The organism is Amycolatopsis lexingtonensis (assembly GCF_014873755.1).
GTDB classification, from domain to species: Bacteria; Actinomycetota; Actinomycetes; order Mycobacteriales; family Pseudonocardiaceae; genus Amycolatopsis; species Amycolatopsis lexingtonensis.
In genome coordinates this window covers 1,292,192-1,316,325 of record NZ_JADBEG010000001.1, presented here as the reverse complement: position 1 = coordinate 1,316,325, position 24,134 = coordinate 1,292,192, and the positions used below count along the sequence as shown (strand labels likewise).

General features: G+C 72.1%; 25 protein-coding genes. 11 read left to right on the top strand and 14 right to left on the bottom strand.

Annotated elements, in window-relative coordinates; all coding sequences use genetic code 11:
• Nucleotides 1–98 precede the first annotated feature (98 nt).
• On the bottom strand, nucleotides 99–803 hold the full coding sequence (locus H4696_RS06440; RefSeq protein ID WP_192782108.1) for a DJ-1/PfpI family protein: 705 nt from the start codon (nucleotides 801–803) through the stop codon (nucleotides 99–101).
• Between the two features lie 99 nt (nucleotides 804–902).
• On the opposite strand from H4696_RS06440, the gene H4696_RS06435 reads away from it, so the two are divergent.
• The 3 genes from H4696_RS06435 to H4696_RS06425 all read left to right on the top strand — a co-directional run bounded on the left by H4696_RS06435 (nucleotide 903) and on the right by H4696_RS06425 (nucleotide 3,954).
• Complete coding sequence (locus H4696_RS06435; RefSeq protein WP_086858867.1) at nucleotides 903–1,880, top strand: GlxA family transcriptional regulator; 978 nt, start codon at nucleotides 903–905, stop codon at nucleotides 1,878–1,880.
• A 71-nt stretch (nucleotides 1,881–1,951) separates the two neighbouring features.
• Nucleotides 1,952–3,658 carry a YibE/F family protein gene (locus H4696_RS06430; protein ID WP_086858866.1) on the top strand — a complete coding sequence of 569 codons (1,707 nt, stop codon included), beginning with the start codon at nucleotides 1,952–1,954 and terminating at the stop codon, nucleotides 3,656–3,658.
• A gap of 53 nt (nucleotides 3,659–3,711) precedes the next feature.
• Entirely contained in the window at nucleotides 3,712–3,954 is a 243-nt protein-coding gene (locus H4696_RS06425) for a hypothetical protein (RefSeq protein WP_086858865.1), read from the top strand.
• Here H4696_RS06425 and H4696_RS06420 read toward each other — a convergent pair.
• Together H4696_RS06420 and H4696_RS06415 are read right to left on the bottom strand one after the other, a co-directional pair.
• A complete protein-coding gene (locus H4696_RS06420; protein WP_086858864.1) occupies nucleotides 3,926–4,567 on the bottom strand; it encodes a hypothetical protein in 642 nt (213 codons plus the stop codon). The genes H4696_RS06425 and H4696_RS06420 overlap by 29 nt on opposite strands.
• A 2-nt stretch (nucleotides 4,568–4,569) precedes the next feature.
• Entirely contained in the window at nucleotides 4,570–5,136 is a 567-nt protein-coding gene (locus H4696_RS06415) for an MBL fold metallo-hydrolase (protein WP_086858863.1), read from the bottom strand.
• A 147-nt stretch (nucleotides 5,137–5,283) separates the two neighbouring features.
• Between H4696_RS06415 and H4696_RS06410 the strand changes: the two genes are divergently transcribed.
• The 4 genes from H4696_RS06410 (at nucleotide 5,284) to H4696_RS06395 (ending at nucleotide 8,449) form a co-directional block, all read left to right on the top strand.
• On the top strand, nucleotides 5,284–6,159 hold the full coding sequence (locus H4696_RS06410; RefSeq protein ID WP_086858862.1) for a peptidylprolyl isomerase: 876 nt from the start codon (nucleotides 5,284–5,286) through the stop codon (nucleotides 6,157–6,159).
• On the top strand, nucleotides 6,159–6,938 hold the full coding sequence (locus H4696_RS06405) for an aminotransferase class IV (RefSeq protein ID WP_086858861.1): 780 nt from the start codon (nucleotides 6,159–6,161) through the stop codon (nucleotides 6,936–6,938). Before H4696_RS06410 ends, H4696_RS06405 begins: the two co-directional genes overlap by 1 nt.
• A gap of 74 nt (nucleotides 6,939–7,012) precedes the next feature.
• Complete coding sequence (locus H4696_RS06400; RefSeq protein WP_086858860.1) at nucleotides 7,013–7,810, top strand: hypothetical protein; 798 nt, start codon at nucleotides 7,013–7,015, stop codon at nucleotides 7,808–7,810.
• 75 nt (nucleotides 7,811–7,885) lie between these two features.
• Nucleotides 7,886–8,449: a DEAD/DEAH box helicase family protein gene (locus H4696_RS06395; RefSeq protein ID WP_086858859.1), complete on the top strand. Its 564-nt coding sequence runs from the start codon at nucleotides 7,886–7,888 to the stop codon at nucleotides 8,447–8,449.
• Between the two features lie 22 nt (nucleotides 8,450–8,471).
• Here H4696_RS06395 and H4696_RS06390 read toward each other — a convergent pair whose 3' ends face one another.
• A complete protein-coding gene (locus tag H4696_RS06390) occupies nucleotides 8,472–9,251 on the bottom strand; it encodes an enoyl-CoA hydratase-related protein (RefSeq protein WP_169734944.1) in 780 nt (259 codons plus the stop codon).
• 73 nt (nucleotides 9,252–9,324) lie between these two features.
• Between H4696_RS06390 and H4696_RS06385 the strand changes: the two genes are divergently transcribed.
• The gene (locus H4696_RS06385; protein WP_086858858.1) at nucleotides 9,325–10,164 is read left to right on the top strand and encodes an alpha/beta fold hydrolase; all 840 of its coding nucleotides are present in this window, start codon (nucleotides 9,325–9,327) and stop codon (nucleotides 10,162–10,164) included.
• A 101-nt stretch (nucleotides 10,165–10,265) separates the two neighbouring features.
• Here H4696_RS06385 and H4696_RS06380 read toward each other — a convergent pair whose 3' ends face one another.
• The 3 genes from H4696_RS06380 to H4696_RS06370 form a co-directional block, all read right to left on the bottom strand.
• Nucleotides 10,266–10,592 carry a hypothetical protein gene (locus H4696_RS06380; RefSeq protein WP_086858857.1) on the bottom strand — a complete coding sequence of 109 codons (327 nt, stop codon included), beginning with the start codon at nucleotides 10,590–10,592 and terminating at the stop codon, nucleotides 10,266–10,268.
• A complete protein-coding gene (locus tag H4696_RS06375) occupies nucleotides 10,592–12,232 on the bottom strand; it encodes a hypothetical protein (protein ID WP_086858856.1) in 1,641 nt (546 codons plus the stop codon). Before H4696_RS06375 ends, H4696_RS06380 begins: the two co-directional genes overlap by 1 nt.
• A 132-nt stretch (nucleotides 12,233–12,364) precedes the next feature.
• Nucleotides 12,365–13,393 (bottom strand): helix-turn-helix transcriptional regulator, encoded by a 1,029-nt coding sequence (locus tag H4696_RS06370; protein WP_086858855.1) that lies wholly within the window; start codon nucleotides 13,391–13,393, stop codon nucleotides 12,365–12,367.
• Between the two features lie 87 nt (nucleotides 13,394–13,480).
• On the opposite strand from H4696_RS06370, the gene H4696_RS06365 reads away from it, so the two are divergent.
• Together H4696_RS06365 and H4696_RS06360 are read left to right on the top strand one after the other, a co-directional pair.
• Nucleotides 13,481–13,894, top strand: a complete 414-nt coding sequence (locus H4696_RS06365; protein ID WP_086858854.1) for a cupin domain-containing protein — start codon at nucleotides 13,481–13,483, stop codon at nucleotides 13,892–13,894.
• A complete protein-coding gene (locus tag H4696_RS06360) occupies nucleotides 13,891–14,292 on the top strand; it encodes a DUF1304 domain-containing protein (protein ID WP_086858853.1) in 402 nt (133 codons plus the stop codon). The genes H4696_RS06365 and H4696_RS06360 overlap by 4 nt, the downstream gene beginning before the upstream one ends.
• On the opposite strand, the gene H4696_RS06355 is transcribed toward H4696_RS06360, so the two are convergent.
• Complete coding sequence (locus H4696_RS06355) at nucleotides 14,289–14,726, bottom strand: MarR family winged helix-turn-helix transcriptional regulator (RefSeq protein WP_086858852.1); 438 nt, start codon at nucleotides 14,724–14,726, stop codon at nucleotides 14,289–14,291. The two genes, H4696_RS06360 and H4696_RS06355, sit on opposite strands and share 4 nt — an antisense overlap.
• Before the next feature lie 51 nt (nucleotides 14,727–14,777).
• On the opposite strand from H4696_RS06355, the gene H4696_RS06350 reads away from it, so the two are divergent.
• On the top strand, nucleotides 14,778–16,043 hold the full coding sequence (locus tag H4696_RS06350) for an amidohydrolase family protein (RefSeq protein WP_086858851.1): 1,266 nt from the start codon (nucleotides 14,778–14,780) through the stop codon (nucleotides 16,041–16,043).
• Here H4696_RS06350 and H4696_RS06345 read toward each other — a convergent pair.
• From H4696_RS06345 to ruvB, 6 genes are all read right to left on the bottom strand, one after another.
• Nucleotides 16,040–18,394, bottom strand: coding sequence for a RelA/SpoT family protein (locus tag H4696_RS06345; protein ID WP_086858850.1), 2,355 nt, complete (start codon nucleotides 18,392–18,394; stop codon nucleotides 16,040–16,042). The two genes, H4696_RS06350 and H4696_RS06345, sit on opposite strands and share 4 nt — an antisense overlap.
• A gap of 379 nt (nucleotides 18,395–18,773) precedes the next feature.
• Nucleotides 18,774–19,292 carry an adenine phosphoribosyltransferase gene (locus tag H4696_RS06340; protein WP_086858849.1) on the bottom strand — a complete coding sequence of 173 codons (519 nt, stop codon included), beginning with the start codon at nucleotides 19,290–19,292 and terminating at the stop codon, nucleotides 18,774–18,776.
• 1 nt (nucleotide 19,293) lies between these two features.
• Nucleotides 19,294–20,523, bottom strand: coding sequence for a protein translocase subunit SecF (secF, locus tag H4696_RS06335; protein ID WP_086858848.1), 1,230 nt, complete (start codon nucleotides 20,521–20,523; stop codon nucleotides 19,294–19,296).
• Between the two features lies 1 nt (nucleotide 20,524).
• Complete coding sequence (secD, locus tag H4696_RS06330; protein WP_169734943.1) at nucleotides 20,525–22,324, bottom strand: protein translocase subunit SecD; 1,800 nt, start codon at nucleotides 22,322–22,324, stop codon at nucleotides 20,525–20,527.
• A 218-nt stretch (nucleotides 22,325–22,542) separates the two neighbouring features.
• On the bottom strand, nucleotides 22,543–22,947 hold the full coding sequence (yajC, locus tag H4696_RS06325) for a preprotein translocase subunit YajC (RefSeq protein WP_169734942.1): 405 nt from the start codon (nucleotides 22,945–22,947) through the stop codon (nucleotides 22,543–22,545).
• 119 nt (nucleotides 22,948–23,066) lie between these two features.
• Complete coding sequence (gene ruvB / locus H4696_RS06320; protein WP_169734941.1) at nucleotides 23,067–24,134, bottom strand: Holliday junction branch migration DNA helicase RuvB; 1,068 nt, start codon at nucleotides 24,132–24,134, stop codon at nucleotides 23,067–23,069.

The following is a 24,134-nucleotide window of genomic DNA, read 5'->3' as shown; positions in this document are numbered from 1 at the left end:
CAACACCCCACCCGCGAGATCACCTGATCGAGCGAGCTGAATCTAACCGCCGGGCGCGCGGCGTGTCCGCCGATCACCCGGATGGCCGACGACGTCGGTCAGGTGTGCGCGAGCAGCTTCCCCAGCAGTTCGGGGTGCTCTGCCAGCCCTTGACGCAGGGTGTGTTCCCGCAACGGCTTGAGGTCGCCGTACGGCTGGTTCGCCCAGTCCAGCGCGCCCTGCGGCGGCTCGGGGTCGTACTCGATGGCGAACTGGATGTTCGTCGCGACCTGCCGCCCGGCCAGCCGTTCCACCAGGTGCAGCGCCAGGTCGATGCCCGCGGACACCCCGGCGGCGGTGATCACGGAGCCGTCCTCGACCCATCGCCGCGCGACCGGCGTGGCACCCAGCCCGGGGAGGACGTCGCGGAACATCCAGTGCGTGGTCGCCTGCTTGCCTTCGAGGAGGCCCGCCGCCCCGAGGATCAGCGACCCGGTGCAGACCGACGTCACCAGCTCCGCGCCCGCGGCCGCGGTGCGCAGCCAGGCGAGGAGGCGCTCGTCGGCCATCGCCCGCAGCGTCGGCACGGTGCCGCCGGGGACGAGCACCGCGTACGGCGCCGGGACCTCCTCGAAGGTGTGGCTCGGGGCGACGCGCAGCGGCGTGTCCGTGCCGACGGGGTCCGTGCTCGCGCCGACGACGACGGTCCGGTAGCCGGCGTCCATTTGCGCGAGCGCGCTGAGCACCTGCAGCGGGCCCACGAGGTCGAGCGGCGTCAGCCCGGGGTAAACGACGAAGGCGAGGGTCTTCTGCTCATCGGTCATGGCCCCGACCATGGCGGGCCGGGACGGCGGACGCGCCGCCGATGTCCGGATTCCTGCGAACCGCGTCCGAGCGCCCGGTCCGGCTGCTAGCGTTCGATCATGCCAGGGTCACCCAGACGGGTCGTGATCGTCGGGTACGCCGACGCCGAGCTGCTGGACATCGCGTGCCCCGCCGATGTGTTCGACGCGGCGAACCGGCTCGGCGCGCGGCCGCCGTACGAGCTCCAGCTCGCCTCGGTCGACGGGCACGGCATCCGCACCGGCGCCGGGCTGGTGCTGCAGCCGCACCTGCGGCTCGACCAGGTGACCGGCGACCTCGACACGCTGGTCGTCGCGGGCGGCTGGGGCAGCCCGGCCGCGGCGGCCGACGAGCGCGTCCTCGCCCACGTCCGGCGGCTGGCCCGCACCAGCCGCCGGGTCGCGTCGGTCTGCACGGGCGCCGAGGTGCTCGCCGCGGCCGGCCTGCTCAACGGCCGCCGCGCGACCACCCACTGGCGCTACGCGGCCAAGCTCGCCCGGGACTACCCGGCGGTGACGGTGGACCCGGTGCCGCTGTACGTCCGCCACGGCAACGTCTACACGGCGGCGGGCGTGACGAGCGGGCTCGACCTGACGCTGTCGCTGGTGGAGGCCGACCACGGCCCGTCGCTGGCCCGTGAGGCGGCCCGCGCGCTGGTCACGTACCTGCAGCGGCCCGGGAACCAGGCCCAGGTGAGCCTGTTCCTGTCCGGTCCCCCGCCGGAGCACCGCGAGGTCCGCGACCTCACCGCGTACATCGCCGAGCACCTCGACGAGGACCTGGGGACGCCGGCCCTCGCGGCCCGCGCGGGCATCAGCACCCGCCAGCTGACCCGGCTGTTCGACGCGCACCTCGGCACCACGCCCGGCCGGTACGTCCGGACGATCCGCACCGAGCAGGCGGCCCGGCTGCTGTCCGGGACCGACCTCCCGCTGGCCACGATCGCCCGCCGCTGCGGCTTCGGCTCGACGGAAACCCTGCGGCAGGCGTTCCTCGACCACTTCGACACCCCGCCGTCGGCCTACCGGCGGGTGCACCTGCGCCAGGCGTACGGCTGAGGCAACCGGACGAACCGGTCCGACGGCGGCCCCTGACGCGGGCGCCGGGATCCCGCTGTCAGGATGTGCGGGTGGACCGCCCCGACCTCGCCGACGACGACACCGGCCCGATTCGCCGGGTGACGGACGAGCTGTCCCCTTCGCCGGGGCCCGGGACGTCCGGAACGCCGGGAACGCCCGGGAAACCGGCCCGCCGCACGCCTGAGGGCGCTCGCCGCCGCACGGACACCGGCCCGCGGCGCGCACCCGTCGAGACCGGTTCGCACCGGATCCCGGCCGAGACCGCGGCCCCTCGCAGCGGCCGCCGCGCCGACACCGGCCCGCAACGGGTCCCGGCCGCTGACCAAGCCGATTCCACGGCCACCCGCCGCAGGGACACCGGCCGGGCCCCGGCCGACACCGCCGCTCCCCACGCCAGTCGCCGAGCCGACACCGGGCCCCAGCGCACCGCTCGCCGAGGCGACACCGGACCCCAGCGAGTCCCGCGTGGCAGCAAGCCGCGCACTCCGGCGGAAACCACCCCCGCTGCCGAAACCGGCCACGGACACGGCCATGGTCACGGTCACGGCCCCGCCGCCCCCGCCTCCCGCCGGGTCAAACTGCTCCTGATCTGGCTCCTCGCCCCGCTGGCCCTGGCCACCGTCGTCGGCATGGTCGTCCTCTACCCGTGGGGCAAGGCCTCCCCGACCAGCGTCGTCCCCCAGGGCACGCCCGTGCACGCGAACATCACCGCCACCAACACCGGCCCCTGCCTCGCGCAGGGCCAGGTGCAGGTCGGCGACCAGACCGACCCGAACGCGAAACCCTGCCTGACCGTCGACCTGACCATGACCGACGGGCCGGCGACCGGGAAGCAGCTCAAGCTGACCGTCCCGATCGAGCCCAGCACCCCGCGGTTCGCCGCCGGGGACGCCGTCGTGCTCGCCTACAACGGCGGGAACGCCGGCGATCCCGCCAGTTTCCAGCTGGTCGACTTCCAGCGCGGGACGCCGCTGCTCGTGCTGGCCGCGCTGTTCGCGGTCGCGGTGCTCGTGCTCGGCCGCTGGCAAGGGCTCGCCGCGCTGGTGGCGCTCGGGCTGTCCTTCGTCGTCATCGCGCTGTTCATCCTCCCGGCCATCCTCGCCGGCGAGAACCCGCTGGTGGTGGCGATCGCCGGGGCGGGCGCGATCATGTTCATCGCGCTGTACCTGACCCACGGGCTGTCGGCGAGAACGTCGGCCGCCGTGCTCGGGACGCTCGTCAGCCTCGCGCTCATCGGCATCCTCTCCGCGATCTTCTCCGCCGCGGCGTCGCTCACCGGCCTCGACGACAGCACGTCGACGCTCATCGGGTCGCTCGGCCACGGCATCGACGCACGCGGACTGCTGCTCGCCGGGGTCGTGATCGGCGCGCTCGGCGTCCTCGACGACGTCACCGTCACCCAGACCAGCGCCGTCTGGGAGCTGCGCCGCGCCAACCCGGACCTGCCCTGGCAGGAGCTGTACCGCTCCGGCCTGCGGATCGGCCGCGACCACGTCGGCTCCGCGGTCAACACGCTCGTCATGGCCTACGCCGGGGCCGCGCTGCCGGTGCTGCTGTACTCGTCGATCTCCGGGGTCGGCCTGGGCTCGCTGCTGGGCAGCGAAGAAATCGCGCAGGAGATCATCCGCACGCTCGCGGGCAGCGTCGGCATCGTCGCGGCCGTCCCGGTGACGACGGTCCTGGCCGCCCTGATCGCCTCCCGCGAGCCCGCGACCTACCTCAGCAGCACCACGAAGACCGTTCCGTCCCACCCGTAACAGCGGCGCATCCCGGGCTCGCCGGACCAGCGAGAACGGGGTAGGAAAGCCGCATGTTCCTGTTCGCCGGACCGCGGTGCCTCGTGCGGGGCGCGCTGCGGGTGGTCACGGGCACCGTCCAGGCCGTGGAGTCGCTCCCGCGCATCGCGGCCGCCCTGGAGGACGTCCGGGCCACGCTGCACCACATCGAGCGTCTGGCCGCGTACATCGCGCAGGAGGTGCCGGAGCTCGTCTACCAGCTCGAGCAACTCCGCGAAGAGGACGACGTCAGCCGAGAGTCGCCACGAACCGGCTGACGGCTTCCATCGTGAAGCGCTGCACGTACTTCCCCGACGGCGCCACCGACGCCAGCCGGTAGAGCGGGCGCTCCGCCACGCCGGAGCCGCGCGCCTCCGCCTTCAGCTCGGCGACCAGCAGCTCGCCGAAGACGAGGCCGTTGGCCTCGGTGTTGTTCATCAGCGCGTTCGCCAGCTTCCGCAGCTGCAGGATGCCCAGCTCGCGCCCGCCGGTCCCGGAGAACACCGCGAGGTCGACCTTCGCGACCTTGCCGCGCTGCCCGGCGTTGACCAGCAGGCTGACCGTGCGGCTCCCCCGGACGTCGCCGACGACGAGGTCGAGCCGGGTCGCGGCGACCAGGTCGACCCGGCGCAGGCCCCAGGTGCGCACGAGCAGCGTCGAGCCCTCCAGCCAGACGCGGCGGCGGATGCTGACCGCCATCACGTACAGCAGCGGCAGGGCGATGACCAGCGCGACGACCAGCCCGGTCACCGTGCCGCCGATCAGCCCGGCGATGCCGCCGAACGCCGCGGCCACGATGACCACGCCGATCAGGCCCGAGATCCCCCGGCGGCGGCGCCCGCGCGGGTCCTCCTCGAACAGCGCGATCCGCTCGGTCGTCTCGTCGGCCATGCTCACGCCCCCGTCCCGGCGAGGAACGGGTTGCCCGCGCGTTCCCGGCCGATCGTCGTCGCCGGGCCGTGGCCCGGCAGCACCACCGTGTCGTCCGGCAGGCTCGCCACCAGCTCCCGCACCGCTTCCGCCACGTCGCCGCGGCCCACCGACCCGGCGAACAGCGTGTCGCCGGTCAGCGCGAGCCGGCCACCTTCGGCCGTCTCCAGGACGAGCACCACCGAACCCGGGGTGTGCCCGGGCGCCGGGCGGACGTCGATGTCCAGGCCGGCGAAGGTCCCGGTCCCGAGCGGGACGCTGGCCCCGTCGTGGAGCGGGGCGTCGGCCGGGTGCAGGTGCAGCGGGACGCCGTGCTCGGCCGACAGCGCAGCGGCCGAAGCGACGTGGTCGGGGTGCCCGTGGGTGGCCACCAGCGCCGCCGGGACCAGCCGGTGCTCGGCGAGCGCGGCGGCCAGCGGCGCGGCCACCTCCTGCCCCGGATCCACGACCACGCACGGCCCGCCGGCGGCCTCCGCCAGCAGGTAGCAGTTGGCCTGCAGCGGGCCGCTGCCGAACCCGACGACGAGCACCGAACGCCTCCCGGACATCCGCGCCGGATGGCGCCGATCACGATCGGGTTGAGACTAGCGGGCCCTGTACATGGTCCTCACAGGCTGTGCCCATACACTGCCGCTACCTCAGACGTGTGACACGAGCGGAAACCTGGAGGGTACGGGGTGGCGACCAACCAGCAGCGCCGCGAAGCTGCGAAGCGCAAGCTCGAGAGGCAGCTCGAGCGCCGATTGGAGCAGCAGAAGCGACGCCGGAGGATCGGCGCCGGCGTCGTCGGCGTGGCGGTCCTCGTCGTCGCGGGCGTGGTGGTGTGGATCGTCAGCGCGAACGGCGGCGAAAACACCGACGCCGCGGCGTCGTCGTCGGCCACTCCGCCGCCGACCGAAGTCCAGATCCCGACGCAGCGCACCGCGCTGCCGAAGCGGGCCAAGGCGCTGCCGAACCCGACGACGTGCGACTTCAAGGCCGACACGACGGGCAGCAAGGCGCCGAAGAAGGTGAACACCCCGGACGGCAAGAACGTCCCGTCGACCGGCACGGTGAACGTGACGCTCAAGAGCACCGCGGGCGACATCCCGCTGACGCTCGACCGGTCGCTCGCGCCCTGCGCGGTGCAGAGCTTCATCAGCCTCGCGAAGCAGAACTTCTACAACGACACCATGTGCCACCGGCTCGGCACCGAAGGCCTGCAGATGCTGCAGTGCGGTGACCCGTCGGCCACCGGTGACCCGACGACCGACGGCCAGGGCGGCCCCGGCTACACGATGCCGGACGAGGCGTTCCCGGAGATCAAGTACGGCCGCGGCATCCTCGCCATGGCGAAGACGTCCGCCCCGAACTCCGGCGGCAGCCAGTTCTTCATGGTCTACGGCAACGCCGAGGGCCTGCCGGCGGACTACTCGGTGTTCGGCAGCATCAGCGACGAGGGCCTGAAGGTGCTCGACGCGGTCGCCAAGGCGGGCATCGCGAACCCGAACCCGCAGGACGGCACCGGGGCGCCGACCAAGCAGGTCAAGTTCACGGGCGTCACCGTCCAGTAGTGCCGCCCCGCTACGAGCTGAACGGGGATCCGCTCGGCCCGGACGCCGCACTCGCGGGAATGGTCTCCTACGGCCACTTCACCGCGATGCAGGTCCGGGACGGGCGGGTCCGCGGGCTCGCGCTGCACCTCGAACGGCTCGCGACGAGCACCCGGCTGCTGTTCGGCACCGATCTCGACGTCGACCTGGTGCGCTCCTACGTCCGGCAGGCGATCGCCGGCGAACCCGCGCTGTCGGTGCGGGTCGTGGTGCTCACGCACTCGCTCGACGAGCCGATGCAACCGGAGATCCTGGTCCGAACGCTCCCGCCGCGCCCGCCCGACCCGGCGCCGCTGCGCCTGCGGACGGTCCGCTACGAGCGCGATCTGCCGCAGGTGAAGCACCTGGGCACGTTCGGGCTGATCCACCACTCCCGCCAGGCCGCGCTGGCCGGGTTCGACGACGCGCTGTTCGTCGACCACGCCGGGCGGATCAGCGAAGCGTCGATCTGGAACGCCGGTTTCCTGGCCGGCGACACCGTCGTGTGGCCGGAAGCCGCGGTGCTGCCCGGCATCACCATGCTGGTGCAGAAGGAAGCCCTGCGGCGGCTCGGCGTCCCGCAGGAAACGCGCGAAGTCCGGCCCGCCGATCTCCGCGATTTCGACGCGGTGTTCGTGACGAACTCCGAAACGCCAGGGCGCGCGGTCGCTTCCGTGGACGACCTCGTGCTGCCGCCCGCGGACCGCGCGGTGGCGTTGCTCGCGAAGGCCTACGAAACCGTTCCCTGGGACGAGATCTGAACCCCGCCGGCACCGGCCCCGTGTAGGGGGCAACACCGGAAACCCGCCGGGGTCGCCGGGGAGAGGTGCCGACCATGGCCGAAAACCGGGCTTCCGCGGTGCGCCGCGTCCTCGGGCGGGCCGGGCAAGCCGGTGCCGCCGGTGTCCTCTTCGCCGTGCTCGCCGGCGGTCCGGCGCTCGCGCAGACCGCGCCGCCCCCGCCGCCGGTCAAGTACTACATCGTGCCGCACGCCGACAACCCGGACGACATCACGCTGTTCAAGATCGCCGAACGCGCGCTCGGCGACGGGAACCGGTTCCCGGAGATCTTCCGGCTCAACCAAGGCAGACCGCGGCCCGACGGGACGCCGTTCACCGACGCCACGCGGATCGAGCCGGGCCAGGTGCTCCAGCTGCCCGAGGACGCCAAGGACCCCGCCGTGCGGTTCGGCCCGCTGCCGGCCGCGCCGCCGGTGCCCGCGACTGTGGTGACCGAAGCGCCGTCCGGGATCAGCGCCGGGCTGGCGTCGGCCGTCAGCGGCTCCGGTGGCCTGCTGACCGGCCTGATCGCCGGGCTCTGGTGGCGGCGGCGCCCGCAGCTCGTCCCGCCACCGCCGTTCGAACCGGCCGAACCCGTCGAACCGCTCGAACCGTTCGTACCGGAGGACGACGGCAGCGGCTCGGTCAGCGGCACGCTGCCGATCCCGGTCGTGCCGGAAGTGCCGCAGCCGGAACCGGTCACCGCCGAGCACGCGATCATCGTCCTCGACACCGCCGAAACGCAGGTGATCGCCGCAGTCCGCCCGGGCTCGCGGTTCCACTTCAAGCTGGGCGGGCCACCCGATTTCGCCGACGGCTCGACCGTGCTCGTCGTCGACGACGACAGCCGGTGACCAGCCCTGCGCTGAACGGCTCAACCGGCGCCGGAACGCTGGCCTTCGGCCCGCCGGTGCCGCAATAGTCGAACGATGACCTCGGATCCGTTCGGGACCCTGCGCAAGGCGCTGTGGATCGGCGGCGCCCCGTGGACCGGGAAGTCCACGGTCGCGCGCCTGCTGGCCGACCGCCACGGGCTGACCACCTACCACCACGACGACCGCGCGCGCCCCGCGAACGCGCCCGGCGACGACGTCCCCGCCCGCGAACAGCTGACCGCGGAGCTGGCGGACTTCGAGCAGCGGTTCCAGCGGGCGCTGGACGAGTTGCGCGCGTGGGAGTCCCCGCGCCCGATCGTCGCCGAAGGCCGGGGCCTGTACCCGGAACTGGTGGCCCCGCTGGTGGATTCGCCGCGCCGGATGGTGGTGCTCGTGCCGACCGAGCTGTTCCGCCAGCACCAGCTGCGCCACCGGCCGGACGAGCCCACGATCCCGGAGCAGCGCAGCCGGCTGACGCGCGACCGGATGCTGGCCGCGCAGGCGGTCCGCTCGGCGCGGGCCCGCGGCATCCGGGTCATCGAAATCGACGGCAGGCTCGATCCGGCGGGCGTGACCGACGTGGTCGCCGAGCACTTCCGCGAGTACCTGGACGCCTGACTCCCCTTGGGGTGCGGGGACTTCAGCGGAAGGTGAAGCGCGGCGGGCGGCGCTCGAGGAACGCGGCGACGCCCTCCGCGTAGTCCTCGCCGTGCAGGGCCTCGGAGCGGATCTCCTCGACCTCCGCGTCCGAGGTCTCCTGGCCGGCGACGATCTTCTCGATGATCCGGTTCATCCCGCGGACCGAGGCCTGGGACCGCGAGCACAGCGTCGCGATGAACTCCGCCGTCGAGGATTCCAGCGAGTCCGCCGGGAAGACGTCGTTGAGCAGGCCGATCTCGCGGGCGCGGGCCGCGGTGATCAGCTCGCCCGAAAGCAGGAAGTACTTGGCGTGCGCGGGGCCGACCAGGGACACCAGCTGGCGCGTCGAGTCGAAGTGGTAGACGATGCCGAGCTTCGCCGGGGTGATGCCGAACCGGGAACCTTCCGCGGCGAACCGGAAGTCGCAGGCGACCGAGACCTGGCAGCCGCCGCCGATGCAGTTGCCCTGGATCATCGCGACCGACGGCTTGCGCATCGAGGTCAGCGCCGCCACTGCACTCTCGACGGCCTTGTCGTAGCTCGCCGCGCCCTCCGCCGTGGTGCGCAGCTCGCCGAACTCGCTGATGTCGGCGCCCGCCGAGAAGTGCTTGCCCGCGCCCGCGATCAGCAGCACCTTCAGCGCCGGGTCGGCCTCCACCTCGGCCACCACGTCCGGGATCGCCGACCACATGCCGTAGGTGATCGCGTTCATCTTCTCCGGCCGGGCGAAGGTCAGCCGCGCGACTTCGCCGTCGCGCGTCAGCTGGAATCCGTCGGTCATGCACCGCACCATAACCGCTCGCCCTGAGCGAAACCTGCGGTGTGTGACGTGGTCGTGCCGCTAGCTTGGGCCCATGGCGATGATCGAGGTGGGCGGGACGGCGTTCGGCTACGACGAAGCGGGCGAGGGACCCGCGGTCGTGCTGCTGCACACGGCGATCGGCGATCGCCGCATGTGGGACGCCCAGTTCACCGCGCTCGCCGCCACGCACCGGGTGATCCGCTACGACCGCCGCAGCTTCGGCGAATCCGCCGGCGGGCCCGGCGAGCACGCCCACTACGAAGATCTGCTGGCCCTGCTCGATGCCCGGGGGATCGAGCAGGCCGCGCTCGTGGGCGCGTCCATGGGCGGGGCGTGCGCGCTGGACGCCGCCCTCGCCGCGCCGGAGCGGATCACCCGGATCGCCCTGCTCGGCTCCGGCCTCACCGGGCACGAGTGGCCGGAGCACATGCGGGCGGACATCGCGCGCCTGACGGCCGAGGCCCTGCCGGGCGACCGGCTCACCCGCTACCGCGCCCGCGAAGGCGACCTCGACCCGGCGGACGTGCGGGCGCTGGCGGACGCCAACATCCGCTACACGGTCGCCGGCCCGGCGCGGGACGTGTCGGTGCTGCCCGCCGGAATGGTGACGCTGGTGCGGGAAATGTGCGAGCAGGTCTACCGGCGGGACTGGACGGATCCACAGTGGACGGAGCGGATCCCGGACACCCGGCACCGGCTGGCCGAGATCACGACTCCGGCGCTGGTGGTGATCGGGACGGCTGATGCGCCCGGCCTGGTCGAGCTGTCCGCGCACCTGGCGGAGTCGTTGCCGGAGGCGGAGTACGTCGAACTCGCCGACACCGGTCACCTGCCGTCGATGGAACGGCCGGAGGAGGTCACGGCGCTGCTGCGCAAGTTCCTGCAAGGGTGAGTCTCGCCCCAGCGTCTTGAATGAGTCATTCAGGACCTCCGAAGACCTGAATGAGTCATTCAAGACGTTTGCAGAGCCGCCACGTGCCGTCCGGAATGGACTCAGGTGAAGATCTTCTGCACCTGGTCCGAGATCTTCGCCACCAACTCCGAGAACTGCACGACCCCGCCCAGCAGGCCCTTGACCTTCTCCCACCGGCTGCGCACCACGGCGGGCTCGGCGTCGCCCGCGCGCAAGTCGGCCGCCAGGTCGGTCAGCGTGTCCTCCAGCACCTCCTGCTTCGCCAGCTCCTTGCCGCGCACCTCGGCCGTCAGGCGCTCGACGAGGTCCAGCAGTGACGAGACCGCGCCGCCGTCGATGCCCGTCTGGGTGATGTCGCCCGAGTTGTCGCGGCCGATGCTGACCTTGTTCGAAATCCGGTGTCCCATCAGGTCTCCGTCCTCGTCGCGTCGCCGGGCTTGCCGGGCGGGCGGCCGCGCTGGCCGCGCACCCCGGTCTGGTTGATCGGGGCGCGGTTGTCGCCCTCGATGGTGATGTCGTTGTTGATCACGACCGCCGCCTGCTCGTCGAACTTGGCCGTCGAGAACCCGGCGTCGCCGAGGAGCTTGCCGATCGCCGGCAGGAGCCGGCTTTCGATGATCTTTTCGTAGCGTTCGATGTCGACGAGCTGGAAGTAGTCCGTGAACAGGTTGACCGATCCCAGCTCGCGCAGCGTGCTCGAGGTGCCGTAACGGTCCGGGTCGAGGACGCCGGGCTCGCGGCCGGGCTGCCGGATCCACGACGCGAGGTTCACGATCCGGCCCGGCAGGCTGGCCGGCATCTCCAGCCACGCCAGCAGTCCCTGGCCGAACGGGCGCAGCGAGTCCGGCCGCATCTTGTCCACCGCCCGGTACTCCGCCTTGAGAGGCGGCAGCATGAACGGCGTCCACTCGACGTACAGCGTCGTGTCGTCCACCGCGACGTGCAGGAACGTCGTCAGCACGAGCTCCCGGTCCCACGTCTCGACCTGGAAGCAGAGGTAGTAGCGCGCCCATTCCTTCGGCTCGGTGCGGAGCTGCTCGACGTGCTCCTCGGTCAGCCGCGTGCGCGGCGGGTGCTCGATGTCCGGCAGGTAGGCCGCGGCTTCCGGCTCCGCCAGGTGGTCGAGGAGCTCGGCGGCCGGGGTGAACACCGCCTCCGTCACGGTCAGCCCGGCCAGCCGGCGGTCCGGTGACAGCTTGCTCGAGTTGCGGAGGTTCCCGATCGCCGTGCGGATCCCGTCGTACAACGCTTCCGTGGTGAGCTCGGGGCCGTCTTCGACGCGCTCCAGCGGGATCGCCATGGACCAGGCCGCGCGGCGGAACCCAGCGCCCACGAAGGGGTTGTAGCCGCGATACACCACCAGGGGCGCGCCGGGGGTGCCCGCGAATTCGTCTTCCCGCCGGTACCGGGCGAGCTGCGCGCGGAAGTCTTCGGTGAACGCCCCGGTGAGGCGGCCGGTGTCGGGCGACGGCGGGGCGAGGCGGCGGAAGCGGCTCGTCAGCAGGTTCCACAGCGACCACCGCTCGATCGTCACCACCACGAGCACCACCACGGCGAGCACGATGCCGACGACGAGCCGGGCCGTGTCGCCGCCCGAGGACTCGTCGTAGTAGTCCTCGTACCGCACGGCGTCCCGGCTGCGGTCGTCGAAGAGCACGTCCGAGTAGGTCAGCAGCAGCCAGACGGCCACGATGGAAAAGCCGATCACGACGAGCGTCTTCGGGTTGAAAGTGCGTTGCGTCGCGTAGGCGGTCTTGCCCGCCCGCGCCGCCACGAGCAGGACCGAGACCACGATCCAGGCGTACAGCAGCACGTTGTCCCACGAAAGCGAGGCGACGACGGCCATCAGCAGCACCAGGATCGCGTCGTAGTTCTTCCGGCGCGCCCGGGCCCGCACCGCCTCGGTGAGCACCCGCCCCGCGTCGATCCCCGGCGACGCCGGGACCGGCCGGGTGGGCTCGACGAGGAACTCCTTGATCGCCCGGGTGCCGTAACCGGGGTCGAGGTAGGACGCCGCGCACAGGTACCGCGTGGTGTCGTCGGACATGCTGCTCCCTCCCGCGCATTTCCGGCCCACCTGCAATTTGCAGACCGTAGCATGCGTCCTCCGATTCCGGGGACGGTATTTTCGCCGTGGTCTCCGGTTCCGGGAATCGTCGGCGGACAATTCCCGGACACGTCAGGACAGCAGCTTCGCGGTCAGTTCCCCGCGGCTGCGGACGCCGGTCTTGCCGAACACCGACTTCAGGTGGTCCTGCACCGTGTGGGCCGAGATGGCCAGCCGCTCCGCGATGTCCACTGTGGACAAACCGGCGAGCACCTCGCGGCACACGTCGCGCTCGCGGGCGGTCAGGCCGTAGGCCGCGAACAGGACGCCCAGCAGCTCGGCGCCCGACGCGCGGCTGACGGTCACCACCGTCTCGCCGTCGTCGTCCCCGGCCACCAACCGGCCGGCCTGCAACAGGATCCAGCCGCCGCGAACGTCGCGGACCCGCGCGCGGAACGTCCCCGAAGCCGCGGCCCGGGCCCCGGCCACGACCGCGCGCACGAGCACCGCGAACCGGCCGGGCGCGATTTCGTCCACTTCGGACCGCCACCGCGCGGCCGCCGCGGTGGCGGCGCGCTGCCGGCCGTCCGGGCCGGCCACCACGATCGCCGGTTCCGCCGGCTCCCCCGTGCCACGCGTGCGCGCCGCCACCCGCGTGGCCGCGGCCAGCGCCGGAGCGACCGACGTCAGGAACTCGACCTCGCGGTCGCTGAACTCGCCGCACCGCACCAGGCCCGCCGCCGCCCAGCACGTGCCGTCGACCTGGAACACCGCGCGCAGCTCGTGGCCCAGCCCCAGCGGCCGCCACACCTCGGCGAGCCGCCCACTGCGCTCGGCGTCGCGGCGCGGCAGGTCCGACAGCCGCGCCACCGGCACCGGCACCGGCCGCCGGGCCAGCTCGGCGAAGGTGTGGGGCTGGCGGCCGTCGTACTCGTAGGTCGCCAGCAGCGGCTCGTACTCGCCGGGGATGCGCGCCCGGCCGCTGGTCATCGAGCTGATCACCGCGGTGTCCGGGTCCAGCGAAGCCCAGCACGCGAGCTCCGCGGGGACCACGCGGTCGACCAGCTCGATGGCGGCGGCGTGCAGCTCGGCGACGCCGAGGCCCGCCGTCGCGAGTGCGGCGACTTCCCGCCGCACGCCCTGCGCCCGGCCCTCCCACATGGACGCAGTATGCGCGCACCGCCCGCCCGCGCGATATCCCGGAATCCGGGGATACCCGGCCGCTCCCCCGGTTCCTAGCGTCGCGGCATGACGCATTTCAGCTCCCCGGGCGCCGGCCCGGAACTCGACACCGGCGACGCGCGGATCACCGTCAAGGTCGGCGCGGAGCACACCGGAGACGCCTTCGAGGTGTTCGAAGTCGACGCGCCCCGCGGGCCGACGGTCCCGCCGCACGCCGAACCCTGGGCGAAGGCCTTCTACGTGCTGCACGGGCGGATCACCGTCTACGTCGACGGCGAACTGCACGACCTCGGCCCCGGCGCGTCGATCAGCGTGCCGGCGGGCGCGACCAACACCTTCACCGTGCACACGCCCTCCGCGCAGTTCCTGGCGGTCAGCCTGACCGGCGGCATGGGCCGCTTCTTCCGCGACGTCGACCGGGCCACGCCGGAGCAGGCGCCCGAGATCGCCGCGCGGCACGGGATCGAGCCGGCGTCGTGAACGCCGTGGCGCAGATCTTCGCGGCGGTCGCCGTGCTGGTGCACCTGCTGGCGTTCACCTGGGAAGTGCTGCTTTTCGAACGCCGGGGCGTGCACGAGGGCATCTTCAAGATCCCGGCCGCGAACCTGCCCGCCACCCGGCTCTGGTCGTTCAACGTCGGCTTCTACAACCTGTTCCTCGCCGCGGGCCCGGTGACCGGGCTGGTCCTGCTGCACACCGGGAACGCCGGCGCGGGCCGCGCCCTGGTGCTCTACTGCTGCGCTTTCATGTTCCTGGCCGGGATCGCGCTCGGCGTGTCCGACCTGCTCGCCCTCAGCCGCCCGCGCGGCGCCGGCCGGGGCGGCGCGCTCGCCCAGGCGCTCCCGCCACTGGGAGCGCTGATCGCCGCCTTCTTCTAGCCGGGCTCGGCGCGCTCGACCAGCTGCTCGCTCCACTCCCGGATGGCCGCCGCCTGCCCGGGCGTGAGCCGGTCGAGGACGAGCCGGCGGACGTTGCCGCCGTGGGCCCGGGTGGCCCGCTCCGCTGTCCGGCGGCCTTCGGCGGTCAGCTCGACGCCGGTGCGGCGGCCGGTCGCGCCGTCCTCGGCCCGCGCCACCAGGCCGCGGTTCTCCATGCGCGTGAGCAGGTGCGAAACGCGGCTCTTCTCCCAGTCGAGCGCGTCGGCGAGCTCGCCGACGCGCATCGGCGCGGTCAGCGTCATCAGCACGCTGAACTCGGCCTTCGAGATGCCGCAGTCGCGTTGCAGCCCCCGGTCGAGTTCGCGGACGAGCAGGCGCTGAGCGCGCATCCAGGTGTCCCAGAACGCCCAGTCCTCGGTGCTCAGCTCCGCCATGCCGCCAGTCTACGCTAGAGTTGACACGTCAACTCTTGGGGAAGGACACCGATGAAGACTCTGGTTCAAGGCGGCCTCGTGCTCAGCATGGATCCCGCCGTGGGCACGCTCCCCCGCGGGGACGTGCTCATCGAGGACGGTCGGATCGCCGCCGTCGCCCCCGCGATCGGCGTCGACGACGCCGAGATCGTCGACGCCGCCGGCAAGATCGTCCTGCCGGGTTTCGTGGACACTCACCGCCACACCTGGCAAACGGCGTTCCGCGGGCTCGGCGCCGGCTGGACGTTCGGCCAGTACCGCACCGCCGTGCACGGCACGCTCAAGCCGCACTACCGGCCGGAAGACGTCTACCTGGGCAACCTCCTCGGCCGCCTCGAAGCCCTCAGCTCCGGCGTCACAACCATGCTCGACTGGTTCCACTGCGCCACCGGCCCCGAGAACGCCGACGCCGCGATCGACGCGCTGCGCGAGGCGCCCGGCCACTCGATCTTCTGCTACGGCGCCGACGGGCCGGACATCGGTCCGGAGATCCGGCGCGTGCGGGAACTGCTGCCGGGCGACGACATGGCGCTGGGCCTGCGCGGCCCGGTGATGTCCACACTGGACGAAACCGCGGCGGATGTCGCGCTGGCGCGGGAACTCGGGCTCCCGGTGAGCACGCACGTCCACGGCACCGGCGGCTGGCGGCACGGCGACCGGCCGATCGCGGGACTGGCGGAGCGCGGGCTGCTCGACGACCGCACGACCATCGTGCACGGCAACGGCCTCTCCGACGACCAGCTGGCGATGCTCGCCGACGCGGGTGCTTCGGTGTCGATCAGCCCCGACGTCGAGCTGAAGATGGGCTTCGAGCCACTCATCGCCGGCCGGGCGCTGGCCGCCGGGCTGCGGCCGTCGCTGTCGGTCGACGACTGCCCGTCCGCCGGCGGCGACCTGTTCGGCGCCATGCGCACGGTGTTCGCGGTGGAGCGCGGCATCCCGCCGCGGGACATCCTCGCGTTCGCCACCGTGGACGGCGCCCGTGCCTGCGGGCGTGGCTCCCGGACCGGCAGCCTGACCGTCGGCAAGGACGCCGACCTGGTCCTGCTCGACGCCGAGGACCTATCCGTCTTCCCCGTCGGCGACCCGGCGGGCACGATCGTCTCCGCCGGGCACCCCGGGCTCGTCGACAGCGTCTTCGTCGCCGGGAAAGCCGTCAAGCGCGACGGCCGGCTGCTCGGCGTCGACCTGCCGGCCCTGCGCGCCCGGCTGCGGGACTCGCGCGACCGGATCGCCGCGGCCGCCGGGATCGCCGTCGACGGGTCGTGGGTGCCCTAGGAAGCCGACGTCACGCGGTAGACGTCGTAGACGCCTTCCACGCCGCGGACCACCTTGAGGACGTGGCCGAGGTGCTTCGGGTCGCCCATCTCGAACGAGAAGCGGCTCACCGCGACCCGGTCGCGGGACGTGGTCACCGAGGCCGACAGGATGTTGACCTTCTCGTCGGCCAGCACCTTGGTCACGTCGGACAGGAGCCGGTGCCGGTCGAGCGCCTCGACCTGGATGGCCACCAGGAACACCGACGACGCCGAGGGCGCCCACTCGACCTCGACCAGCCGCTCGGGCTGGGACTGCAGGTCACCGGCGTTCGTGCAGTCCGTGCGGTGCACCGAGACGCCACCGCCGCGGGTCACGAACCCGAGGATCTCGTCGCCCGGCACCGGGGTGCAGCAGCGCGCGAGCTTCGCCCAGACGTCGCTGGCGCCCTTGACCACGACGCCGACGTCGTTGGAGCCGCGGCGGCGGGTCACCGTCGACGGCGTGGCCCGCTCGGCGAGCTCCTCCTCCGCCGCGTCGACCCCGCCGATCAGCGCGACCAGCCGCTGAACGACGTGCTTCGCGCTGGTGTGGCCCTCCCCGACCGCCGCGTACAGCGACGAGATGTCGGCGTGGCGCAGCTCGGTGGCGACCGCGCCCATCGACTCCGCGGAGACCAGCCGCTGGATCGGCAGGCCGACCTTGCGGATCTCCTTGGTGATGGCTTCCTTGCCGCCCTCGATCGCCTCGTCGCGGCGTTCCTTGGCGAACCACTGCCGGATCTTCGCGCGCGCCTTCGGCGAGCCGGCGAACTGCAGCCAGTCCCGCGACGGCCCCGCGTTCTCCGCCTTGGAGGTGAAGATCTCGACGACTTCGCCGTTTTCCAGCTTCCGCTCGAGCGCGACCAGACGGCCGTTGACGCGGGCGCCGATGCAGCGGTGCCCGACCTCGGTGTGCACGGCGTAGGCGAAGTCGACCGGCGTGGACTCCACCGGCAGCGTGATCACGTCACCCTTCGGCGTGAACACGAAGATCTCGCGCGAGGCCAGCTCGTAGCGCAGGGACTCGAGGAAGTCGCCCGGGTCCGCCGCTTCGCGCTGCCAGTCGAGGAGCTGGCGCATCCACGCCATCTCGTCGACGTCCATGGCGTTGCCGTTGTGCGTGCCCTTGGTTTCCTTGTAGCGCCAGTGCGCGGCGATGCCGTACTCGGCGGTGCGGTGCATTTCGTAGGTGCGGATCTGCACCTCGAGGGGCTTGCCGTCCGGGCCGATCACCGTCGTGTGCAGCGACTGGTAGACGCCGAAGCGCGGCTGCGCGATGTAGTCCTTGAACCGGCCGGGCACCGGCTGCCACAGCGCGTGCACGACACCCATCGCCGCGTAGCAGTCCCGGACGTCCTCGACCAGGATCCGGACGCCGACCAGGTCGTGGATGTCGTCCAGGTCGCGGCCGCGGACGATCATCTTCTGGTGGATCGAGTAGTAGTGCTTCGGCCGCCCCTCCACCTTCGCGGTGATCCGCGACGAGACGAGGTTGCTGGTCAGGTCGGTGATGACCGACCGCAGGTAGATGTCACGGGAGGGCGCGCGGTCGGCGACCAGGCGCACGATCTCGTCGTACTTCTTGGGCTGCAGGATCGCGAACGCGAGGTCTTCCAGCTCCCACTTGACCGTGGCCATGCCGAGGCGGTGGGCCAGCGGGGCGAGCACTTCGAGCGTTTCGCGGGCCTTGCGGGCCTGCTTCTCCGGCGGCAGGAAGCGCATGGTGCGCATGTTGTGCAGCCGGTCGGCCAGCTTGATGACCAGCACCCGCGGGTCCTTCGCCATCGCGATGACCATCTTGCGGATGGTCTCGGCCTCGGCGGACGTCCCGAGCTTGACCTTGTCCAGCTTCGTGACGCCGTCGACGAGCTCGGCGACCTTCTCGCCGAAGTCGGCCTTCAGGCTCTCGACGGCGTAGCCGGTGTCCTCGACCGTGTCGTGCAGCAGCGCCGCGACCAGGGTCGTGGTGTCCATGCCCAGCTCGGCGAGGATGGTGGCGACGGCGAGCGGGTGGGTGATGTAGGGGTCGCCGGACTTGCGCCGCTGGTTCCGGTGCAGCTCCTCGGCGACGTCGTAGGCGCGCTGGAGCAGCCCGAGGTCGGCGTTGGGGTGCAGCTCGCGGTGGATGACGGCGAGGGGTTCGAGGACCTGCTTGACCGGGGCGGCGCGCTGCGCGGTGATCCGCCGGGCGAGGCGCGCCCGGACGCGCCGGGTTGCGGACGGGTTCGGCGCCGCGCCGTTCGGCTTCGGCGGCGCGGGCTGTGCCGCCGCCTGCCCGTTCTGCTGGGCGCCCTGTTTCGGGGGCACCGCGGCGTCGAGCTCCTGGCTCACCCGCACCTCCTGCTGCTCGTGCGGCCTTCGGACCACCAGGGTAGCCGTTGCGCCTCGTAGCCCTCTCGGGTGCGCCCGTTCAGGGGGATGCCGAGGCTCCGACCAGCGGGTTCGCCTCGCGACCCGGAGCGGCAGCCGCCTCGACCCGAGCACCAGCGGCCCGGCAGAGGTCTTGAATGAGTCATTCAGGACCTCTGGAGACCTGAATGACTCATTCAAGACAGCACTGCACCCGGCGATTCCGCCGGCGAACCCGGCCCGACCAGCGATTTTACTGAGCGGGTGAGCCCACCACCCCGAAGCCTGATTGTGACTACGGACGGTGGTGCCGGGCGGTCTGGGTGGGGTGCCGGGAGTGCTGGCAGCCGCGACAGACCTGTCAGCAGGTGCGGAGGGCGTGGATCTTCCGGTCGCCGAGGACCTCGCGGCCGCCCAACGCGCCCAGCTCCAGGACCACCGACACGCTGTCGACGACCGCGCCGGCGTCCTCCAGGAGCTTGCCGGTCGCCGCCACCGTGCCGCCCGTGGCCAGGACGTCGTCCAGGACCGCGATCCGCTGGCCGGGCTTGACCACGCCGGACGGCAGCTCGACCGTGGCTGTGCCGTACTCCAGTGCGTAGTCCACCCGGCCCGCCACCTGCGGGAGCTTGCCCGGCTTGCGGATCAGCACCACGCCCAGGCCGCGGGCGTACCCGACGGCCGCGGCGAGGAGGAACCCGCGGGCTTCGACACCCGCGAGCGCCTCGACACCGGGCGCCAGCGTCTCGGCCAGCGCGTCGGTGACCGCCTTGAACGCGCCCGCGTCCGCGAAGAGCGGGCTCAGGTCGCGGAACAGGACGCCGGGCTCGGGAAAGTCCGGCACCTCGGCGATGAGGCCGAGGGCCTTCTCCAGCTCCACGTCAGCGCTTCCGCTTGCCTGCGGGCTTGCCGGACGGGCGCTGCTTCTGGATCCGGGCGGGGACGCTGGCCGCGGCCGCGTACGCCTTCTCCTTGCGTAGCTCCTTCGCCAGGGCGTCGTCGTCCGTGGCGTCGAAGTCCTCGTCGCCCGCCGCCTTCCGCTCCTGGCTGACGCGGCGCTGGCGGACGCGCTCGGCCTGCTGCGCGTACTTCGGGTCGCGCATCTTGAAGTCGACCAGCAGCGGCGTGGCCAGCGCGACCGACGACAGGACGCCGACGAGCGTACCGGTCAGCTGCACCAGCGCCAGGTCCTGCAGCGTGCCCGAGCCGAGCAGCACGTACCCGACGATCAGCAGGCCCAGGATCGGCAGCAGGGCGATGAACGCCGTGTTGAACGACCGCATCAGGGTCTGGTTCAGCGCCAGGTTGGCGGCCTCGCCGTACGTGCGGCGGGTCAGCCCGAGCAGGCCGCGCGTGTTCTCGCGGACCTTGTCGAACACCACCACCGTGTCGTAGAGCGAGAACCCGAGGATCGTCAGCAGGCCGATCACGGTCGCCGGGGTGACCTCGAAGCCGACCAGCGAGTAGACGCCGGCGGTGACCAGGATGTCGTGCAGCAGCGAGACGAGCGCCGCCACGGCCATCCGCGCGTCGAAGTAGATCGCCAGGAAGATGACGACCGCGACGAGGAACACCCCGAGCGCGAGCAGCGCCTTCTGCGAGATCTCACCGCCCCAGGACGCGCTCACCGCGCTGTCGCTGATCGTCTGCGCGCTGGGCTGGCCGTTGCCCGCCTTCGGCCCGAGGTCGGTGAACAGACCCTGCTTGAGCTTGGCGACGTCGGCCGCGTTCAGCGTGTCGGTGCGGATCTGGATGGTCGCGGCGTTGCCGGTGCCGACCTTCTGCGCCTCCGAGGCCGGGCGGCCGAGCGCCTTCTGGAACGACTCCTTCGCCTGCTCCTCGGTGATCACGCCGTGGATGCCGTTGGCCGGCATCTGGATCTGCGTGCCGCCCTCGAACTCGATGCCGAGGTTGAAGCCGCGGAACACCATCGACGCGAGGCAGACCAGCACCAGCGCGGCGAAGAACATGTACCAGCGCTTGCGCTTGCCGACGACGTCGAACGCGCCGGTGCCGACGTACAGCCGGTGGAAGACGCTTTCCTTCTTGCCGGGCTTCGGCGCCACCTTGGCGTCGCCGTCGGCGTCCGTGCCCAGTTCTTCGACCCCCACGTCAGGCCTCCTTCACGTTCGCGCGACCGACCGAAGCCGACTTCTTCCGCTGCGAACCCAGTTGCTGCACGGCGCCGAGACCCAGGTGCCTCGGATTGGACAGGAACGCGTTCTTGGACGTGGACACCATGGCCACCAGCGGGTGCGTCACCAGGTACACGACGACCAGGTCGAGCACCGTGGACATGCCGAGGGTGAACGCGAAGCCCTGGACGTCGCCGACCGCGATGACGTACAGGATGGCCGCGGCCAGGAAGCTCACCGCGTCCGAGGCCAGGATGGTGCGCCGGGCGCGGACCCAGCCGCGCGGCACCGCGGACCGGAACGTCCGGCCCTCCCGGATTTCGTCCTTGAGCCGTTCGAAGTAGATGACGAACGAGTCCGCCGTGATACCGATGGCGATGATCAGGCCGGCGATGCCCGCGAGGTCCAGCGTGTAGCCGATCCAGCGGCCGAGCAGCACCAGCACCGCGAACACCAGCGCGCCGGACAGGGCCAGCGACAGGATGGTGAGCACGCCGAGCAGCCGGTAGTAGAACAGGCAGTAGACGAACACGACCAGCAGGCCGATGCCGCCGGCGATGAGACCGGCCTGCAGCGACGCGAGGCCGAGCGTCGCCGACACCGTGGTCGCGTCCGAAGAGGCGAACGACAGCGGCAGCGAGCCGTACTTGAGGATGTCCGAGAGGTCCTTCGCCTCGGACTGCGTGAACTTGCCGGTGATCTGGGTGTTGCCGTCGAGGATGGCCACCTGGATGTTCGGCGCGGACACGACCTGCGTGTCGAGGACGAACGCGGCCTGCTGGCCGGTGTTCTTCGAGGTGAAGTCGGCCCAGGTCTTGGTGCCGTCGGCCTTGAAGCTGAGGTTCACCACCCACTGGCCGCGCTGCTGGTCGTAGCCCGAGGTCGAGTCGGCGATCTCGGTGCCCGGCAGGAACTCCGGCTCCAGCAGGTACTTGTACGTGTCGTGGTCACCGCAGGCGACCAGCGGCAGCTTCGGGTCGTCGTTGCCCTCGAGGGGGTCCTTGGCGTTCGGCGCGCAGGTCAGCGACGCCATCGCCTTCGCGACGAGCTCCTGGTTCGCCTGGCCGTCGGCACCGATCAGCTTCGGGTCCTGGCGCACTGCCTTCGCGGCCTGGATCTCCTTCGCGGTCTCGGCGTCGACCGAGCCGTCCGAAGGCTCCGGCGCCGGGCTCGACGACGGCGGCGGCGTGGCGCTGCTGCTCGGGGCGGTCGGGGTGGTGCTCTGCTGCTGCGCGGGCGCGGCGGCGGCACCGCCACCACCGGCGGCCGGGCTCGACGGCGGGGCGCTCGACGAGGCGGGCGGCTTGGAGCTGCTCGGCGCGCCCGAGGTCGGGGCGCCCGACGTCGGCGTGCCGGTGGCCGGCGGCGGGGTCGTCGTCTGCGGCGGCACGACCGGCTGGGTCGCGTTCGCGACGACCTTCCGGAAGCCCAGCTTCGCGGTCTTGCCCAGGTTCTTCGCCTGGTCGCCCTGCTCGCCGGGGACCGTGATGACGACGTTGTTGCCGTCGAGGAGGACCTCGGTGCCGCTGACGCCGATCCCGTTGACGCGCCGTTCGATGATCTGACGCGCCTGGTTCAAGGACTCGCGGGTCGGCTGGCCGCCGTCGGGGGTGCGGGCGGTGAGCGTGACCCGGGTGCCGCCCTGCAGGTCGATGCCCAGCTTCGGGGTCGGCTTGTGGTTGCCGGTGAGGAACACCAGCGCGTACAGCACGATCACGATCAGGGCGAACAGGGCGAGATAGCGTCCCGGGCGGAGATGCCCGGCTGAAGCTGCCACAGTGCTTCGGTCTCCTCGGACGGGGTGGACCCCAACGTTGCGGTGCCCGCCCGGAGGGTTACCGGGAGGGACTGTGTGCGATTCACTCCCGGGCACGGGTATGACGGCGGACACGCACGCAGCACCGAGACACTACTCGGTGCTGCGTGAGCCCGGCGTTGCAGGCCACACCGACTTTCGTCGGGGCTTTCGCCGCGTGCCCGGGAGAGAGCGCGGGGTTACTTCTTGCCGTGCTCCAGCGGCGGCGCCACCTGCGCGGTGGTCTGCGGCTCTTCGGTCTTCACGCCGGCGTCGGACTCGATGATCGACTCCTCGGCGGGGGCTTCGACCTCGTCGGCGGAGTCCTCGTCGGTCTCGACGACGGGCTCGACCTTCTCGCGGACCGCGAGCCGCAGCCAGGTGGTGACGACGCCGGGGGCGATCTCGATGTCGATCGTGGTGTCGCCGCTCGTGTCGGCCACGGTGCCGTAGAGACCCGAGGTGGTCATCACGCGGTCACCGGGCGCCAGGCTGTTCTGCAGATCCTGCTGCGCGGCCTGCTGCTTCTTCTGCTTGCGCGTGCTCATGACCAGCGGCACGGCGAGGACGAGCACGAGCAGCAGGGGCAGCAATAGCTGTTGCATGATTCTCCGTTCGACGGACACCGGGCCCAGCCGAAATGTCCGGTTTTTGGGTATGTGCTCCTGTCAAGTGTGCCAGGTACCAGCGCGGACGCCAGCACCCACCCGCCGCTGCCGGCAGTTCAGTCCTGCTCGAACTGCGACGGCCCGCCCTGGTCGGGGCGCCCCGGGAGGTCGGCGGGCGGCACCATGCCGAGGTGTTCCCACGCGGCCGCGGTAGCGACCCGGCCGCGCGGGGTGCGGGCGAGCATACCGGCGCGCACGAGGTAGGGCTCACACACCTCTTCCACGGTCGTCGCCTCCTCCCCCACGGCGACCGCCAGCGTCGAAATGCCCACCGGCCCGCCGCCGAACGACCTGGTCAGCGCGGTGAGGACGGCGCGGTCGAGCCGGTCGAGGCCGAGCTCGTCGACGTCGTAGACGGCCAGCGCGGCGCGGGCGACCTCGAGGGTCACCTTGCCGTCGGCGCGGACCTCGGCGTAGTCGCGGACGCGCCGCAGCAGCCGGTTCGCGATGCGGGGCGTGCCCCGCGAGCGGCCGGCGATCTCCTGGCAGCCGTCGCGGTCGATCGGGATGTCGAGGATCGTCGCCGCGCGGCGGACGACCAGCTCCAGCTCGGTGTCGGTGTAGAACTCCATCTGGCCGGTGAAGCCGAACCGGTCGCGCAGCGGCCCGGTCAGCGAGCCCGACCGCGTGGTCGCCCCGACCAGGGTGAACGGCGCGATCTCGAGCGGGATGCTCGTCGCGCCCGGTCCCTTGCCGACCACGACGTCGACCCGGAAGTCCTCCATCGCGAGGTAGAGCATCTCCTCGGCGGGGCGGGCGATCCGGTGGATCTCGTCGATGAACAGGACGTCGCCGGGCGCGAGGTTGGACAGCATCGCGGCGAGGTCGCCGGCGCGTTCCAGGGCCGGGCCGGAGGTGATCCGGATGGCCGCGCCGAGCTCGGCCGCGACGATCATCGCCATCGACGTCTTGCCCAGCCCGGGCGGGCCGGACAGCAGGACGTGGTCGGGCGGCACACCGCGGCGGCGCGCGCTCTCCAGCACCAGTTCCAGTTGCTCGCGCACGCGCGGCTGGCCGACGAACTCGTCGAGCTTGCGGGGCCGCAGCGTGCCTTCGACGTTCTCCTCGCCGGTCTGAGCCCACGCCGAGAGGGCTTCGTCCTCGTCCACCGCTTCATACTCCAC